General features: G+C 68.4%; 11 protein-coding genes. 4 read left to right on the forward strand and 7 right to left on the reverse strand.

Features of this window, described 5'->3' with window-relative positions:
• Positions 1-18 precede the first annotated feature (18 nt).
• From ACGFIA_RS24085 to ACGFIA_RS24100, 4 genes are all read right to left on the reverse strand, one after another.
• Positions 19-1,242: a protein kinase gene (locus ACGFIA_RS24085; RefSeq protein WP_393262205.1), complete on the reverse strand. Its 1,224-nt coding sequence runs from the start codon at positions 1,240-1,242 to the stop codon at positions 19-21.
• 53 nt (positions 1,243-1,295) lie between these two features.
• Positions 1,296-3,464 carry a UvrD-helicase domain-containing protein gene (locus ACGFIA_RS24090; protein ID WP_393262208.1) on the reverse strand — a complete coding sequence of 723 codons (2,169 nt, stop codon included), beginning with the start codon at positions 3,462-3,464 and terminating at the stop codon, positions 1,296-1,298.
• Positions 3,464-9,889, reverse strand: coding sequence for a DEAD/DEAH box helicase (locus ACGFIA_RS24095; protein ID WP_393262211.1), 6,426 nt, complete (start codon positions 9,887-9,889; stop codon positions 3,464-3,466). Before ACGFIA_RS24095 ends, ACGFIA_RS24090 begins: the two co-directional genes overlap by 1 nt.
• Positions 9,890-10,052: 163 nt before the next feature.
• Complete coding sequence (locus ACGFIA_RS24100) at positions 10,053-12,125, reverse strand: DUF262 domain-containing protein (RefSeq protein ID WP_393262214.1); 2,073 nt, start codon at positions 12,123-12,125, stop codon at positions 10,053-10,055.
• A gap of 377 nt (positions 12,126-12,502) precedes the next feature.
• Here ACGFIA_RS24100 and ACGFIA_RS24105 point away from each other — a divergent pair, with 377 nt between their 5' ends.
• From ACGFIA_RS24105 to ACGFIA_RS24120, 4 genes are all read left to right on the forward strand, one after another.
• Positions 12,503-13,915, forward strand: a complete 1,413-nt coding sequence (locus ACGFIA_RS24105) for a hypothetical protein (RefSeq protein ID WP_281577916.1) — start codon at positions 12,503-12,505, stop codon at positions 13,913-13,915.
• 322 nt (positions 13,916-14,237) lie between these two features.
• Positions 14,238-15,140, forward strand: coding sequence for a hypothetical protein (locus ACGFIA_RS24110; protein ID WP_393262218.1), 903 nt, complete (start codon positions 14,238-14,240; stop codon positions 15,138-15,140).
• 263 nt (positions 15,141-15,403) lie between these two features.
• A complete protein-coding gene (locus ACGFIA_RS24115; protein WP_281577918.1) occupies positions 15,404-15,565 on the forward strand; it encodes a hypothetical protein in 162 nt (53 codons plus the stop codon).
• Positions 15,562-16,089 carry a hypothetical protein gene (locus ACGFIA_RS24120; protein WP_393262221.1) on the forward strand — a complete coding sequence of 176 codons (528 nt, stop codon included), beginning with the start codon at positions 15,562-15,564 and terminating at the stop codon, positions 16,087-16,089. Before ACGFIA_RS24115 ends, ACGFIA_RS24120 begins: the two co-directional genes overlap by 4 nt.
• 18 nt (positions 16,090-16,107) lie before the next feature.
• On the opposite strand, the gene ACGFIA_RS24125 is transcribed toward ACGFIA_RS24120, so the two are convergent.
• The 3 genes from ACGFIA_RS24125 to ACGFIA_RS24135 form a co-directional block, all read right to left on the reverse strand.
• Positions 16,108-16,698, reverse strand: coding sequence for a hypothetical protein (locus ACGFIA_RS24125; protein ID WP_281577920.1), 591 nt, complete (start codon positions 16,696-16,698; stop codon positions 16,108-16,110).
• Positions 16,699-17,153: 455 nt separating this feature from the next.
• Positions 17,154-17,405, reverse strand: coding sequence for a hypothetical protein (locus ACGFIA_RS24130; protein ID WP_281577921.1), 252 nt, complete (start codon positions 17,403-17,405; stop codon positions 17,154-17,156).
• Positions 17,402-17,689, reverse strand: coding sequence for a DivIVA domain-containing protein (locus ACGFIA_RS24135; RefSeq protein ID WP_281577922.1), 288 nt, complete (start codon positions 17,687-17,689; stop codon positions 17,402-17,404). The genes ACGFIA_RS24130 and ACGFIA_RS24135 overlap by 4 nt, the downstream gene beginning before the upstream one ends.
• Between the last annotated feature and the right edge of the window lie 443 nt (positions 17,690-18,132).

The following is an 18,132-nucleotide window of genomic DNA, read 5'->3' on the forward strand; positions in this document are numbered from 1 at the left end:
AAGTCCCAGGCATCCGGGTCAACCTGAGCTGGACTCGCCCAGCTCAGCCCGGCATACGGCCGCGTTGTTCCGGCAGTTCTCAAGGAGCTCGGGGTACCCGCCCATGCGGGTCAGGTCCTTTGCGAGATCCTCGAATGCCTGCCGCGCCTGCCCGTAGTCGCCGGCCAGCAGGTGCAGGTTGGCGAGGTCGTACCGCAACGAAACCTGCTCCTCAACGGCCGTCCCGGCGACGAGAACCCCCTTGATGAGTTCTGCCGCCTGCACGAACCGCTCCTGCTCGGCCAGTTCCCCGATCTGCGACCGCACATCCGCGAGCGTCCTCGTGGATGGCTGCGCCACCACGGATCCCGCGGAAGCAGCGGCGACCGGCTCGATGCCGCAGGCGTCCAGCAAAGCGACTCGGCCCTCGCCTGCGAAGGGAGCAAGGAGTTGCCCGACTTCCTCGGCCGAGGCCGGCCGGTCTGATGGGTCCTTGGCCAGGAGGCAGAACAGGAGATGAGCCAGGTCGTCCGGGACGTCCGCCCGGTACTCGGTGACGATCGGGATCGGCGATCGCATGTGCCTGTGCAGCATCTCCAACGAGCTGCCGGCCTCGAACGGCGGCACGCCGGTGAGCATCTCGAACACGATGCACCCGAGCGCGTAGAGGTCTGCTGCCGGGCCGACCGGCCCACCCGCGGCTTGCTCAGGTGCGATGTAGGCGGGAGTGCCGAGGGTCTGACCGGTGGCGGTCAACCGGGACTGCTCAGCCGGCCCGAGTAGCGCGGCGACCCCGAAGTCCAGGACCTTGACCACCCCCGAGGGCGTGATCATGAGATTCTGCGGCTTCAGGTCGCGGTGTACGAGTGACGCGGCATGAGCGGTCTCCAGCACAGAGGTGACCTGCACGGCGATCGATGCGGCCTCTGCCACCGGCAGCCGGTCGCGCTCCGCCACGAGATCCGCCAGCTGGCAACCACGGACGAGCTGCATGGCGATGTAAAGGTCGTCGTGGTGTCGGCCGAGGTCATGGATGACCGGCACGCCGGGATGGTCGAGACGGGCGGTCACCCGTGCCTCCCGCCTGAACCGCTTGACCGCGACCTCGCGCTCGTCCTCGGGCACTTCGCTCGTCCAAAGGAACTTGACCGCGACCGGCCGGTCGAGACGCTCGTCGTAGCCGGCCCAGACCTGGCCCATTCCCCCACGACCGATCGGATACGTCAGCTCGTAGCGATCAGCGATACGGTCCCCCGCCTGCACGTGCCGCCTCTCTCTAGTCCTACGTCGGCCCCGGCCTCACCACCGGCAGACTCTCACGTCGCCTCTCGTTGCACGAGACGAGAGGTGAGGAACGGGCTCGGAGTGCCGTGCCAGAACACCGCCAACTCGTCGCGGGGTCGGGTGGCGGCGACGAAGAGAAGGGACCGGTCGCGCTGGCGTTCCCGCTGGTACCGCTTCGGATCGCTGTCCCGGTACCGGCTGATCACCTGCCGGGGCACCAGACCGTCACTGACCCCTGCGATGATCATGCGCTGGTATTCGAGTCCCTTGAACCTATGCATGGTGCCGACGTGGATGCCGTCCGGCTGCTTCGGGCCATCCGGGCCGATCTCGACAGCGGGCAGGCCTTCGGCTTCCATCCGGCTCAGCACGTCGGCCGCCAGTTCCCGGGTGGGGACGCAGATGGCCAGCGATCCGTCGACCGGGTTGCCCCAGGATCGTAGGTGCGTGACGATCAAGTCCTGCTCCTGCGTCCAGGTCGCGGCACCGTGGAACACCGGCCGGGCACCCCGCAGAAGGGAACGGTAGCCCGCCAGGTCCTCCTCGCCTCCGTCCAGGTCGTCGTACACCTCCCCGGTCATGATCTGGAGCGCGTCGGCGAGGATCTGCCTGGTGGTGCGATAGCTCAGCGTGAGACGGGACGACCGGCCGCGAATGTTGATGCCGAGGCTGCCGAGCGTGACATGGTTGTCGTAGATGCGCTGATGGGTGTCACCCGTGAGGAAGAGATCGTCGGGACCCGGAGGCACCATGGCACGCAGCATCTTCCAGTGCGCCGCGCTGAGGTCCTGAGCCTCGTCCACCACGACATGGCGGTAGCGAGGGCGGCGGAACCCACTGGACGACTCGCCGGACTCCGCGGCCCGGTCCATCTCCAGGCGCGCCGCCCGCTGAGCCACCTGGCGCCAGGTCCAGACGCCGCGGGCCTCCAGCCAGGAGGTGAACCGCTCGGTCAGCTGCCAGATCTGATCCCGTTCCATCCGGGTGAGGCTGCGGCCCCGATTGGGCCGGCGCGCCTTGAAGTACTCGGCGCGCGAATTCAGCACCTGGCCGAGAATCACCTGTGTCCACTCGGCGGCGAGGAAGTCCCCGTCCCAGCCGGAGGCGCCGGTCTCGAGCAGGAACTCACCCCAGAGGTCGGGTACCTGGTTGTCGCTGACGACATTACGGTTCGCTCCCGCCTTCGCCTCGGTCACGACGCGGCTGGCAAGCCGATCGATGTTGATGATGTCCACCCGGGCCACCAGGTCCTGCCCGCCGAGGGCCAGCAGACGGGTCCGGAGATCGGCGGCGAGGTTGCGGTTGAAGGTGGTCAGCAGAATCGGTTTGTCGGTGCCCGGCGGCAGGTGCCGGGCAAGGTGGGCCACCCGGTGCAGAGCGACGATGGTTTTGCCGGTGCCCGGGCCCCCACCGACGCGGGCCGGGCCGTTGTACTTGCGTTCGACCAGCTTCCGCTGCGTCGGGTGCAGGAAGATCTGCCAGCGCTCGAACGCCTCTCCGATGATCGCCTGTAGAGCCTCGTCGTCTGACGTCACCTGCGTCGCGGGGCGCTGCACGGCCGCCTCGAAGTCCTCCGGGTCCACCGGCTCGTCCGCGCGTACCGGCTCGGTGACCTGTTGGAGCACCTCCTCGTAGGGCTTGCCGTCGAAGAGCGCGAAGAGGACGTCTGTGGTGAGCTGCGGCGCACGATCAAGCAGTTCGAGCAACTCGGCCTCGGTGGTGAGCTCCCGGATCTGCGGCAGCAGCGGCTCGGACACGCCCAGTTCCAGGAGCTGGGCGTCGCTGTAGGCGTCGAAGAGCGGCTTCTGCGTCGGCGTCGGTTCGGCTTCCGGCGGGACGACCCGACCGACGATGCTGTCTCCCACCGGTGCCAGGTCGACGACCTCGATGCCACCGGTCACCCGGTTGATCCGGTATGCGTAGCGCGACAGGTCGTCGTACACCTCGCCCCGGTGCTTGACCGCGACGAGCAGGTAGTCCCGGTCGGCGATGTGCAGCAGGAGCGCCCGGTAGTCACGGCTGACCCGAGCGGACATCAGTCGCGAGTCACCGTTGAGCGACTTCAGTTTGAGCCCGGGATTGTCCGGGTTGTTGCGGAACTTGTGCATGAACTCGTACACCGCGCCGATGTCGGCGCGGGTCAACTTCATGACCTCCTTGTCCGCGCGGTCCAGGATGCGCAGCATCGCTCCGGTGCTCATCAGTCCTCTCCCCCACTCGTTGCCGCGAGCTGCGCCGCCAGTTCCTCGGCCGACCATTCCCGTGCGGTACGCGCATGCCACCCCGCTTCCGTGTACGCCCGGTCGCGGTCCTCCGTCTCCGGGTCGCCGGGCGCGCCGGTCAGCACGATGGCGATCCGCCGCTCCGGCCAGGCCAGCTCGGCCGGCCATGCCTGATCACCCAGCTCGTAGCCGACCACCGGGGCGGGCAGGTTCTGCCGCGCCAACTGCTGCACCAGCAATTCCAGCGTGCTCTCCTCGCGGTCCATGTAGCGCAGGACGTCGTGCCACGGCGACTCGTCCTCGACCGGTTCCGTCCCGCTGGCCGGCGACTGCGGCGCGGTACCGAGCCAGGTGGCGGTCTCCTCGTCCAGTGGCAGAGCCCGCTGCGCCGACACGAGCCCGGTGCCCTCGGTGACGGCCAGCGACATCGGGTCGAACGAATCCAGGGCGGAAACCGCGAGCTGCCCCGCGTCACCTCCGCCGTGCGTGAGGAACTGGATGACGTTTCCCCAGGTGAGCCACGCCACCCAGCGGGCCTTGTGTCCACCGTCGGCCATCGCGCCCGGCAGATCGTTGACCAGGGCGAGCGCCGACCACGTGGGCAGCGGCTTGGTGCGGGCATCCATGACGACGGTCATCAGGCAGCCGGTGTTGTCCTGCGCACGGGCCACCATGATGTGCCGTGCCGCAGCGGCACCGGGCAGCGGCTCGTCCCGGAGGGAAGCGACCACTCGTTGCGCGACACCACTGGAGTCGGTGGTGGAGTTGTCCCGAGCCTGCTTCAGCAGGCCCGCCAGGACGGCCTCCGCACGCCGCTGCCACCGGGTGAGGTCAGGCTCGGCGAGGAACCGCATCAGCTGCTCGATCGGGTTGGTCCAGACGGCCTGTTCCAACTCGTCCGGGTCGGCGCCGGGCAGGAACTGCCGGTACCGCTCGCGGGCGGTCTGCCTGGAGACACCACCGTACGGCGTCCACCGGCCCGACCCGTCACCGCTTCCCCACGCCTTGACGTCGTCCCAGGTGGCGGCGAAGACGAGATAGCCGTGGGCACGCAGGCGCGCGCGTTTGTCGGCGTCGTCGGCCAGCCTGTTGTACTGCGGCGAGGCGTGGTACTTGAACCCGTCGAGGTAGACCGCCACTTCCGGGGACGGCGCGTCGAGGCGCGTGAAGTGCACGTCCGGCCGAGTACCGCGGACGGTGTTCTGCAGCTTCATCTGCCAGTGTGTGACGTTCTGCCCGCCGTCGCTGACGAATCGCAGGTCAGCGATCCGGGCGCCGTCGTGATCCCGCCGCCGGTCGATGCGCAGCCCCGAGCCCGGCGTCTCGCCGAGGGCCAGCAGCTTGGTGAGGAACTGCAACTCCAGCTCGCTCTCCACCTGGTGAATCAGCGAGATCTCGTCAGTACGGGTGCCCTCCTCGACACCCCAGTTGTCGAGCAGCTTGTCGAGCATGCCCAGCGCCTCGTCGCGGCTCATCAGCGCGAAGTGCTCGTTGCGGGCGTAGCGCAGCAGGCACCTGTGACATACCGGCTTCGCCTCGTTGCGGCACTCGCAGTCGGCGATCTGCCGGCGGGCCAGACGCAGGACGGCCCGGAACTCTTCGGGCTCGGCAAGGCGGTGCAGGTAGCCGGTGCCCTGCGGCTGGGTGTCGTAGACCACGACGAAGTTGCGGGTGCCGTCGCTCTGGCCGTCCGGCATGGTGGCCGAGACGGTCTGCAGGTGGGCGGGCTCGCCGCCGTACTGGGCTGCGATACCGAGCCGGACCGCCGCCGCGAAGGACAGCAACCGCTCCTGCACCATCGCGGTCGCTGCCGGGATCAGGATGCGCAGCGCCTCGGTCTCCAGTTCGTGCGCCAGGACCAGGTCGACGTGCGTGTCCGGCCCGGCGGCGGACCGCCGGTACGGGCACCAGGGTCGGTGGTGTTCAGCCCCTTGGATGACCGTGGCACCCGAGGCCTGCGCGGCGAGCTGCTGGCCGGTCACCGGAGCTCCGTCAACGGTGGTGCCGCCACAGGACGTGCAGGTGTGGAACCTGTTGATCCGCACCTCCTCGCCGGTGAATAGTTCGGCAGCCCGGTCGTAGCGCTGGGCCCCGAGGTTGAAGTGGCGGATCACCGCGTGGCGGCTGTAGTCGACGCCGAAGGTGTCGTGCGCGTGCCGCCAGGACGATCCCACCTTGGCCGGGTCGATGTCGACGGCGACGGTGGTGGCGTAGAAGCGGCGGTCCCGGTCGTCGCTGTCGTCCCGGATGCGGGCGTCGTCGCGCTTGTCCCGGCTGTAGACCCGTTTCGGCTGCAGCACCTGGAACAACCGGCCGTGATCGGCGATGCCCCGGTCCGCGCAGCGCGGGCATGCGCTGGTGTCCTCCTTGGCCAGGTGGGTACGCACGTACCCGCACTGCGCGCAGATCCGCCACTGTTCGTATGTCGGCCGGTCGGGCGGGCCGACGTCGAGCCCGGAGATCTCGTGCTTGTAGCCCCGGACGTAGTAGCTGTTGCCGGGGGCGATCTCGACGAGGGCCGGACGGGCCGGGCGTGCGTACTCGCGCAGCTCGCTGTGGAACCGGCGGTCACCGTCGACCTGCTCCTCCCAGGTCAGTGTCGCTTCGAGATCGGTACGGCTGTCGATGAGCGCGTAGTTCGGGAGCAGCCCGAACTCGACCAGCGTGCCGTGGGCGGCAGCGGCGCTCACATCGCGCAGCCGACGGCGGACAGCGGCTTCCTCCGCCTTCAGCATCCGGATCTCGCGGGCGTGATCGGGATCGCTGGGTACGAGCGTGGCACGGGCCTTGGCGATCTCCCGGAGCCGACGTCGCAGGTCCGCCAACCGGAGCTCCCAGGTCTCGTCCGCCTCCTTGACCCGGTGGACGATCCCGTCGACGGCGAACTCCCGCAACTCCTCGACAGCGGAGGTCAGGACCTTGTTGCCGAAGAGCGCCAGGAAGCCCGTCACCAGGTCGACGCCGTCGCGCCGGGCCGCCTCCGCGAGGTTGGCGAGCCAACCGCTCGGGCCGAAGAGTACGTGCGCGCGGCGCGGCATGGGCAGCACCCCGGGGAGCCGGCCGCGCGCCGCCAGGTCGATCAGGTGCGCGAGGTACTGCCGGCGCAGGATCTCCACGGCGGACAGGAAACAGCCGGGCGGCACGATCTGCCCGGCGATCATGTCTCTCGGCTCGGTCAGGTAGTAGCGGTCCCGCTCACTGCGGCCGACGAGTGTGAGCACGAGAGCATTGCCGCTCTTACGGCCGGCCCGGCCGGCCCGCTGTACGTAGTTCGCCGGGCCGTGCGGCAGCGACGCGAGCACCACCGCGGACAGCGCGCCGATGTCGATGCCCATCTCCAGGGTGGGCGTGCAGGACAGGACGTTCGGGTCGGTGTACCGCCGGCCGTCGCGGAACTGCTTCTCCACGTTCTCCCGCTGGGCGCGGGTGAGCATGCCGGTGTGTTCGCCGGTGACGACCCGGAAGACCGAGCTCTCCAGGTAGAGCCGCCGGTAGTAGTCGTCCGGCGCGGTGTCGTCGTGGGCGGCCCGCAGCAGGCCGCGGCAGCGGTACTGCCGGCAGGGCTGGCCGACCCATCCGGCCACCCGGTCCGGGTGTTCCGTCTGCTGCCAGTGGCAGGTGTCGCAGGCAACCCCCGCTCGTTTGGCGGCGTCGTCGTCGAGCCGGGTGACGCGCAGGTGGCCGGGCGTCAGGCCGTACACCTGGTTGCCGTCCTCGGTGTCGCCGACCGCGACGATGCCGGCGGCGGCCAACGCCGGCATCAGGCTGGACAAGTAGGCAGCGGCCGCAGCGAGATCCACGCCAAGGCAGCGCGAGGTCCAGTCCTGATACCAGTTGCCCCGCGCGGTGATGGCGTCGAACTCGGACTTCGACTTCGGCGTCGCGAGCAGGAAGGCAGGTGCGGAAACGCCGCGCGGGAAGGCGGGCATGCCGGCGGGCCGGCCGCCCCACACCTGCCACCGGGTGCCGCCCCGCTTGAGGTATGGCACCAGCCACTCGTGGTAGATCGCGCCGCGGGTGCGCAGCCGCTCCAGCAGGCCGCGGAGGAAGGCGAGGTAGCGAGCGTCGTCCGGAGGCGTGCCACCGAGTTGGCCCGGCGCGGTCCTCTGCACGTCGCGACAGATCGCGGCGGCCTTCGCGGGATCGTCGAGGGCCACCTCGACCGCGACGCTGCGCGTCAGCTCCAGGGTGCGTCCCTGGCGGGAACGCAGACCGGTCTCCATCACGGTGGCGAAGACGAGCCGCTCGCTGATCAGCGACCAGGTCTCCCGGGTGCCGTTGTGCTCACCGGCGAGCAGGCTGTCGACGTCCGGCCGATCGTGCAGGTCGGGTGGGACGACAGTGGAGAGGATCTCCGGTTCGGCGGCCTTCTCGATCATCTCGACGAAGAGGTCGTCCAGCCCCACCGACTGTCCGGGCCGCAGGCGGCTGGCGAGCAGCGAGCGCAGGGAGAAGGCGTACGACCGGTTGGCGACGAACCCGGCCCGGTGCGCGGCGTCTTGCACCGAGTCGTTGAACAGCAGCGTCTTCTTCTCGTGCTCGTCGAGCTCGCCGCCGGTGAACAGCTGGGTGATCGCCACCGAGGCGAGCGTGGCCAGCCCGGCGCCGAGGAAGCGGATGCCGTGGTCCATCGAGCAGGACGGACAACGATCCTTCTCAGCCGCGTCGATCGCACCGAGGTCGCCGAGCACGACCAGCGCGTCGTCGGACCGCACCCGGTCGCGCTGCTCGTCGAACGGGCGGACCCGCCGGCCGTACTCCAGCACCAGCAGCCCTCCGGTGCGCTGCTGGATCTCGTCGTCGGTGGCGGCGATCAGCGCGCGGACCCGGCGCTTGTCCCGTCCGACACTGGCTCGGTAAATCTTGTCCGGATCGGTCTCCAGTTCCTGCGGGTCCTTCTCCGGCGACAGCGCCATCCAGCCGGACCGTCCGCAGTGCCGGCAGTAGACGGCGGGCAGGCGCGGGTAGCGGTTGTCGGCGATCACGACGTCGGCGTCCGGCACGTACGGGTCGATCTCCCGGGGCGGCTCGCCGTACCAGCCGAAGGCAGGCTGACGGGACGTGCCGCGCAGCAGACGCGAGACGGACCGCACCCACAGGTGCGTCTCGATGTTGAGCAGCGGACGACCCGGCACCTCCGGGTTCTCGGCGAGCGCCAGCAGGCCCACGAACCGGGCGAGCGCCTTGGCGGTCACCTCTGGCCGTGTCTTCATGGCGCTGCCCCAGCCGGTGGCGTTCTTGCGGGGCAGCACGTCGATGATCTCTTCGAGCGTGCAGGGCCGGGCCTGGAGCGAGTCGAGCACCGCCTTGGTGAGCGGATGCCGGCGCAGCAGCTCCCCCAGGCGCGCCGGATCGTCGGCGCAGCGCTGGCCGACCACAAGCTCGGCGACCTCGGCCATGAACCCCGGGTTCCGGTCGTCGACGGCGGCGAGCTGTTCCGGGGTGGGCAGGGGCAGCCCGAAGTCCTGGTGGTCCATGAACTCGCCGGGCTCGTAGCGGTCCTCACCGACGAGTGAATCGGCGTCGAAGGCCACGCCGAACACCTGCTCGGCGACCTCCCGGATGGCCGTACGGCCGTCCCGGCCCCCGCCCTCACCCAGGGTGGCGGAGGTGGCAACCGGGCAGATGCCACCCAGCGGACGGTCCGCCTCGGCCAGCCCGAGCGCGGCACCGAGCCGGCGCAACAGCATCGCCACGTCCGTACCCTGGGCGCCGTCGTAGGTGTGGAACTCGTCCAGCACCACGTATGCCGGTTCCGCGCCCTCCCACAGCGGCAGGTCGTCACCGCGCTGGAGCAGCAGGTCCAGCATCTTGTAGTTAGTGATCAGAATGTCCGGCGGGGTCCGCCGCATCTCCGACCGCTTCGTCATCACGTGGCGGTACTCGATGGCCGCGACGTCCCCGATGTAGAGGCCGGCCGTGATCCCCGCCAGCGCCGGATCGGTCAGCAGATCGTTGATGCGCTGCGTCTGGTCGGTCGCCAGGGCGTTCATCGGGTAGAGCAGGATCGCCTTGACACCGACCCGCCCCTGCTGGCGCTGCCGACGACAGTGGTCGAGCACCGGGATCAGGAACGACTCCGTCTTGCCGGAGCCGGTGCCGGTGGTGATCAGGGTCGGCTCGGCCGCCTTGCCCCGAGTCGAGAGCCGGGCGAACGCCTTCGCCTGGTGCAGGTAGGGGGTGAAGTCGGCCGGCGCCCAGTCGAGGCACGCGCGCCAGTCACCCGCCGCCGGGCGGAAGGGCGTGCGGATTCGCAGGTACGGCCCGCGAAAGATGCCCTGCTGCTGGTGAGAAAAGAAGCCTTCCAGGCCTTGGCGTACCCCGTCCTCGGTCAGACCGAAGGTCGTGGTCAGGTACTGGGTGAGGGTCTGGCGCAGGGTGTCGGCGGCGATCGTCGGTCTCATGAGCGGATCACCGACGCATGCTACTTCACCCCTTACCGGGCTCTGACCTGCCGGATGGGCTGAACCACGCATAAGTCAGATTCGCGACAGGCAGTAGTCGGGAGCGCATCTTCGCATTCCTGCCCGCCAGCATCGATCACCTCGACGCCGGCGGGCAGGCTCGTTATGCGGCTGCCGGCTCCTCGCCTTCCCCGTCTTCGCTGGTGTCGAGACCAACCTCGCGCGCTAGTTCGGTGGCGGTCATCCGCTGGTCAGCTGCCGCCCGACCCGCATGGTCGAAGCGCACACCCTCGGCCTCCAACACGGTCCGTGGGTCGTCTCGGCGTTGAAGGTCGGGCCAGCGGAAGTCTGCCGAGATGGCGCCGTCGATCTTCAAGACTCGATGGGCGTTCGGAACCTGGACACTGGCGAGGCGTCCGGCAACCGCGCGGTGGAATACGCCGATCACCTCCGCGATGTCCGAGTAGCTGGTCCAGCGGCCGGCAGGAATGCTGGCAAGCGCCTGGTTCATCAGGGACCAGCGTGGGCTTGGTGGGGTCACCGCGGCCGATTCGTCGGGGCCCGGCCAAATGAGCAGGACTCGGTCAGCGAGGGCTCGGCCACGCGCGAGGATCTCCGTTCGACCCCACCGGGGCGAGTCAGCGATTTCACGATTCATCGCGAGTCCGCTGTCGCGGAGGATCTTCTTCTTGGCCTCGAATCCGTCGTTGGCCAGCTTGGGGTTGTACGCGGTCAGGCTGAGATTCCCGAGAGTGTGCACCAGGGAGCTGTGTAGTTCCTCGACCGTCTCGTCGGCCTCCAGGTCGGGAGCCAGCATCTCCCGCCACTCGTCCGTCAGGGACTGCGGCAACACGTGCTCGATGGTGACCTTCGCGGTGTCGAAGTTGATGGGCTCCTTGTGCTCGAAGTCCTCCTCGATACAGCGCAGCACGTAGCTGCGCTGCGGACCGCGCCCCAGCCAGTAGAAGCTGTTCACCAGCACGGCTTCGCGGATGTACTGGTCGGTGGGGAACTTCTTTCGGACCCCTGAAAGCGCCCGCGTGATCGCTTTGGCCGAGGGGACCTGTTCTCCCAGGTCCTTGACCAGCGACATCAAGATTCGATTGGTGTTGGCACTGGCGATGCCCGCGATCATGCGACGGACCAGGTAGCTCTCGACGACCCGTAGTGCATCAGCGGCTTCGGCCGAGCTGAGGCGGCGCGCCTCGTGCGCCAGCAGGACATAGAGAGCGATGGGGTGGACCACTGCCGCACCCCAGCGGTCGAGCCGGTCCAACGCCCGCCGCAGGATCGGATCTGCGACTTCGCCCGGCTTCAGAATCTTGCGGAACAGGCGCGCTTTGTGGTGGAGATCGATGATCCACTCCTCGATCGCGGCCTCACCGGACAATTGGCCGAGGCGCAGCTGCTGCGACTGGTAAATCGCCTCCTGGGTGGCGCGGTCGTCCCCACGGAGCACCAGGTCCAGCCAGACCAGGTCCTCAAGCTGCTTATCCGTGAGCAACTCCTGAAGCGGCAGCCAATGCCGTTCGTAGACGTGGTCACCCCGAGCGGGCAGGCGCATGAAGAGGTAGTTTCGCAGCAGGTCCGCCTGGGTGAGCGGCTGGCCGGTGTAGTTGAGTGACTCGAAGATGCGGTGGACGTTGTCATCCGGGTGCGCGGCGATTTCCACGAGGCTCAACCTCGCCGCTACCGCCTGCTCGATCCGAATCAGATCATGGTCATCGTCCGGGTCGTCGGCTTGGACGAGCGCGGCCCGAAAAAAGCGATAGGCCTCGCCGATCCGATCCTCACCACCAGCACCAGGGTCCCTTTCCACGAGCGCCAACCACGCCGCTCGGTCGGCCTTCGTGGGTAGAAGCGTGTATCGCTCCATCCCCGACGCATACTTGTTGAACAGGTACATGTCGTCGATCTTGGCCGCTAGCTGCGCGTCGGACTCTTGAACGTGATCCCGAATCGCACACAGCAGGATACTCAGTGTCGTCAACCGTTGTTGCCCGTCCACGACGAGCCAGCTCTGCACGCCGGTCGGCGTGTTAGCCGGACTCGGCGCGAGGACCACCGAACCGAGGAAGTGTGTGGCGTTGTCACTCACCTCCGTCACCCGCATCACGTCAGCCCAAACCTGTGCGAGATCTTTGCGCTTCCAGCTGTAGCGGCGCTGGTAGAGCGGTACGACATACTGCTTCTCGCCTTGCAGCAGGTTTCGGACGGTCGTCTCGTTCGCCTTCAAGTAATCTCCCCGGGGACGATGCAGCTCAGCCGCGCGGGCGCGGAAGCCGTGCCCAATACTGCTACCGGTCCATTCCGGATGGTGTCAATGAGACTGTAGGAATATCGGCTGTTCGACCTCGTCGCCGAAATCGCCACGAGCGCCCATGCGGGGTAGCCGCTTCCACCTCCGTAGCATCCTGACGCCCGCCTCGCCTGCGGCTTGGCGCCTTCGCCCCTGGGACCGCGCCATTGCTCCTGACGCCGGCTGCCATCGCCCAGGACTGCCCAGACCAACCGGAACTTTGCGCGCGGCACTCCGACCGCATTGACAGTGAGCATTTGATCGGCAACCCTGGGTGTCCGAGACGAACGCTGTGCCTCACCCTGGGGGTAAGCGTGAAGATCGAATCACTGGTGCGCTCTCTCGGTGCCGAGTCGACACTCGCGGCCGAGTCCTCCGAGCAACTCGTCAGCGACGTGCTCGCGTACGCCAAGGAACGCGCCCGGGACAACGACGCCTACCGCTACGGCAAGCCGCCGACGTGGATCCGCATCGGTGCCGCGATTCGCACCAGTCCGGCACAGGTGCTGCACGAACTGGGCGTGGCCACCACGTTCCTGACCGCGTCGCCGCTGGCGCAGGTGGCCCGACACTGGGCCCATGTCCGCTACTGCGCGACGCTGGACGTACGCGATGGTCATCTCGCGTTGTCCCAGCATGCTGGCAACGTCGTTCATCACCACAAGGTGGCCCAGTCGGAGCAGTTGGGCATCGGCTTGGCCCTGGTAGTGGCGAAGGAGGTGCTGCGACGGCAGTATCCGCGCTGGGACTTCCACGCCGTCGACGCGGAGGTGGCGTTGAAGGCCGGCTTCCTCGACGGCGTGGGCGAGGTCGCCACCACGCCGAGGACCACGAAACGACCGGACTACATCCTGCTGGGCCACCACCGCTCCGGCCGGCGCAACGGCATGAAGATCGTCGTCCTGGAGTGCAAGGGCACCCACCAGTCCCCGGGCTTCGCTCATGGACAGCTTGCCCGCGCGGCCGTCCAGGTGGACGCGCTGCGGGTGGGCGGGCGCAGCCAGCCGTCGCTCATGGTGGCCTCCTACCTGTCCCGGACACGGATCACCTCGTACGTGCTTGACCCGCCGGGGGACGACGAGCTGTGGTCGGGCGCGGACGACGAGCTGGACGAGCTGCTGGGTGGTGCACCCGGCGACCAGGACTGGCGGCCGCAACCCGCACCGCCCGACGAGGCCCGCACCTGGGAGGTGCCGGCCGACGCCGATCTCCGGGCCGAGGCTTCGGACGTCTCCCCTGCCGAGGATCTGCCCCCCGGTCGCCCCGACGTGTTCGACATTCCCGCTGAGCGGCGTGGCTGGTTCACCCAGATCCTGACCCGCGCCGCAGCGGCGACGGCACTTCTCTTTGCGGGGGACAACGGCACCGCGCGTGCGTACGCGACACCTCGCCAGCGTGACGAACAGCCCGATCTCGGCCAGCAGACGTTGTTCGAGATCGACCTGCCGTGGGCGTCGAGCACTGCGCGTACGCTCCGGCTGCCCAACGGTCTGCGAGCGGAGGGCACCCGCTACCGAGCGCCCCTGCCGGACGGCGAGATTCTGGAGGTCTTCCGCGGTGTGGAGAGCAGCCTCTACCGGCAGCTCGCGGACGGTCAGCTCGGCGCGTATTTCCGCGCAGCACCGCAAACCTTTCGCCAGTGGGCGCGAACCCCGCTGAACGGCGGGGTGCTGTCGGTCGGCCGCGATGGCACGGTCCTCGCCGTGCGACGCGCAGAGAGGCACTGATCAGGGCGACCGCCCTCGACGAACCGGTTTCGTGCTAGACCGCGGGTAGGTCATTTCGCGATGTCCGTCCCGGCCGCCCGACGCCATACACCTTCTACCCACATCTCGTTGAGACCACTTCACCGGCGCGCAAAGCCAGCATCCGAGATGCAGAACAACCTACAACCGTACGCAAAAGGTTGACGCCCGTTGATCGTGATCGACCAATCATGCGGATCAGTCAGATCGCCGTACGAACGAAGGAGCCGTTCGTCATCCGGCCAGAACGTTCGGTGAATTCCCGCCGCAGCACGTCCGCCATAGTGTCGACAGCCTCACATACGTGGTCACGCACCCGACGACATCGGAGGCCACCATGGTCATGCGGCGCACCATCGGCGACTGGTATGCCAACGCGGAGGGCCGCGATTCGGCCGACTTCCGGCGCGACTGGGACAACGACGACCGGCCTGACCGCACTCCCGACTCCTGGCTCGACCGGTTGAAGCCGTCGGAGCGGCCGGCTGCTGTCCGCCCTTCGCGCCGTTCCGCATCCACCTCGCCGGGCAGCCTTCGTGGCACAGTGCCCACCCAACGCGGTTTGGCGGATGCCGCCCGCGAGCTCCAGCGCCGGATGCCCGGCATCAAGGACAAGACGCTCGTCCGGCACCTCCGGCAAAGCGGCTGGCTCGACGTCTCCGAAGAGCAGATACGCAAGGCGCTGCGTGCGAACCCGGCCCGGCTGAGCTCGCAGTCACGAGGAACCACGACGGCGACCACGCCGCCGAGCGCGAACCCGAAGCCGGCGAAGACGAGAACGAAGGACGGCGGGACCATCACGATGATCTACCCGCCCACCGACCCTCCCCCGCCGAAGTCGAAGGCCCGAGGAACCATCGAGGTGGTCTCGCCCTCTCCCGCCACCCGAAAGCCGGCGAAGACCGGCACACCCAGCCGCGAGCGACCCACCTTGGCGGACGTGGTCCGCGAAGTCCAGGCGAGCCGCCCCGGGCTCGGCACAAAGAGGTTGACCCAGGAGGTCAGAGCGCGCGGCTGGCAGGGGGCCACCGAAAAGCAGGTCAAGGCCGCCCGGAAGTCCCTCCCCCCGAGCCCACCCGCGCCCACGCCACCGCCCCGAAGGATCCAGGTTCCGCCCCCGCTTCGGACCGTGCGGACTCCGCGCCCCGACGCCTGCTTTGCGTGTGGCGTCGTGCCTTCACCACTCGGGTCGTGCCGTTGTTCCTGACAACGCCAACCGTTCAGATCAGCCGCCGAACCGTTGCGCCGAGCCGATACAGCGGCCCGGCGCGACGACCGATGGTGTCAAGGTGACATCGGTGGGAGCGGATGAACATGACGTGGTCGCCGAGTGGCCTTTTGTACCGAGTGGACGGACGCTTCTGATCTATCGGCGGCCAGGTGCGCCCGCGTAGCCTGACCCACTGCGGCCGAGCGCGACGTGGCTCAGACCGCCCACCCCACGCGCCTCGACCCCAAGGAGTTCCCGGCATGACCTCGGATGCCCTCGACGGATCGGTTTCGGAAGCAGCCGTACCCGGGCAGCGGGTCCTCGACCTTTTGGACAAGGCCATCGCCGTTCAAAGCCCGCTGGTACGCAAGAACATCGCCCGGGCCGCCAGCGAAACCCGGAGGCGACACCTGAGGAGGTGATCCGCAACCTGGAGCGGATGTACGTCAGCGCCTTGACCGGTACGGGCGCCGCGGTCGGCGGGGCTGCTGCCGCGCCCGGCGTCGGAACGGGCATCGCCCTGGCGCTGTCGGCCGGCGAGGTGCTCTCCTCCCTCGAACTGAGCGCCCTCTTCGCGCTCTCGATCGCCGAAGTCCATGGAGTCGGCATCGACGAAATCGAACGCCGCCGCACCATCGTCATGGGCATCATGCTCGGCGGATCCGGCTCCGCCACCATCACCAAGGTCGCTGAGCGCACGGGGCAACACTGGGGCCGCCAGGTCGTCGCGAAGGTGCCGCTGGAAACGTTGCGGCAGATCAACAAGATCCTGGGCAAGAACTTCATCACGAAGTACGGAACCAAGCAGGGAATCATCGTTCTCGGGCGGGTGGCGCCGTTCGGGATCGGCGCGTTGATCGGTGGCGGTGCCAACGCCGCTATGGACACCCTCGCGGTAAAGGCCAGCCGCCGCGCGTTCGGCCCGCCCCCGCCGTCGTGGCCATAACGGGGGTACGCGCTGCCGTCAGCCACCGGCCGTCCCGTACGCGCCGCGCTCGACAACGGAGGGCTTGGCCGGAAACTGCGCCAGGTCGGTCCAGTCCTCCAGCGCGGCGACGAGGATCTTCTTGACCTGAGTCTTGGTCTCCTCAAGCGCAAGGTCGATGAAGCACTGGCATCTCGTCAGGTCGTCCCCGTTGATCACGCACAAGAGCACGCCAGCCACCTGTAGTCCCCGGGCCGTCGCGACCATCTTGGCGTCCGATGGCAGCGGGATGCGGGACGCGAGTTCGCGGGCGAACGACTGCACGACCCGATTTCCGCCCAGGAGTGAGGCAAGCCAGGCGGCGACCGCTCCGACCAGGTCGTGCAGCTTCTTCTTGCCCGCCAGGATCGCCCCGGCCAGGCGTGCCAGCAGCTTGCACCGCCTCCGCCGCCGGCGGCTGAAGAGTCGCTTCCAGGTCTCCTCGGTCACGTACTCCGTGGCGCGGTCCGACACGACCTCGACCCACCCGTCGGTGAGGACGGTGGCGCAGAATTCGGCGGCCTTCTGGACCCGCTCCTGATCGCGACGGTCCCTGGCACCACCGCCTACGCCTCGGGGCGCGGCGCTCATGCCGGTGACCCGCCGCCTCGGGTGTGACGCGCGGGCACTCCCCCGCGTCTTCCTCTCCTTGGGATGCCGTGGGCCCGCCTCCGGCATCCCGGGGTGCTTGTGGCAACGAATCCCCGCGATCCGTACAGGGTTCTTGCAGAGGGTGTTGTCCTGGCACCGCGCGCGGCACTTCGGCATCTGACAATCATCACCACGCCCGGCCGGAATGACTGTCAGAAGATATACGGGTGCGCATTCGCGGTTTTCGGAAGTACGTCGTCTTCACGGCCCCGGCATGGGAATTGCATGAGCGTGAATAGCGCGTCGTGGTCTTGTAGAGTTAGGTGTCGTAATTGTTTTGCGGTCACGGTTCCGAAGAATAGTCATGCCAGCGGATAGGCGTTGCGGCGGCGGCTTGGCTTCTCGTGCCTTCATGACCGCTCACTTTTCAGGCCACAGTCGCGTTACCTTGCAGGTCAGCGGCGCAGGCGGCGGGAGCACTCGCCGTCGTGGCCGTCGCGGAGCACGCAGCGCCGACCGCCCGGCATCCGCAGATCGCAGAAGACGCGGTGCCGCAGGGACTGCTTGTCCTCCTCGGAGACGGTCATCTCCCCCGGGTCCATCATCGGCAGCACGGTGATCCACCGGCCGACGACCCGGGCCAGCCGCTGCGCGGCCGGCAGGTCGGCGGCGACGACCGGGAGGTGAATCACGTACCGTCCGCTCACCGCCGACCGCCCTCGGCCTGCTCGGACTGCCACCGGCGCAGCGCGACCTTGATCCGCAAGGTCTCCCGCCGGCTCTGCGCCAGCGCGTCGTAGACGGCAGCCATGTCAACGGCGACCCGGTCGAGGAAGGCGTACACCTCATCGGGGTTGAGGCCGCGGCGCCCGAGCCGGGCGGGCGGGAAGCGGCGCTCACGCACCTGCCACGGCAGCAGACTGGGGTACGCGCGGGAGCGGTACGTCGTCCCGGCGCCCTCGGCGAACGGCCTCTGGTTGCGGACGGTCATAGGTGCCTGCCTTCCTGGTCGTGGATGGGGTGGGTCCACCCGCCCTCCCCGCACGGGCCGACCCACCCCGCCCGAACACCGCAGCTTCGCTCAGCGGTACGGCATCCGGGCTGGTCGGTGAGGGGTTGCTTGGGGAGCGCGGCGGCCGATTCGGGGGCACCTCGGCCGCCGCACTGGCCATCCTGGGACAGTTCCCGGTGAATGAGCAACATTTGCGGCCACGATTTCCGCGGTCTGCGCCGATTTTCTTTTCCGGAGCCGCGAGACGTTCCACGGGAAGGCCCGGCAGTGTTGCGCAACGGAAGAGGCAGCCGCTCATGGGAATTGCGTGATGATGACTGGTGTCGGGGGTGTCTTGTATGGTCAGACACGTGAGTCGCTTCGTCAGCACGAAGCGCAAGGCAAGCGCTTTTCAGATAACCGTTCCGCGTTTCACCGATGGC

This window comes from Micromonospora sp. NPDC049203, from assembly GCF_043197215.1.
Lineage (GTDB): Bacteria > Actinomycetota > Actinomycetes > Mycobacteriales > Micromonosporaceae > Micromonospora.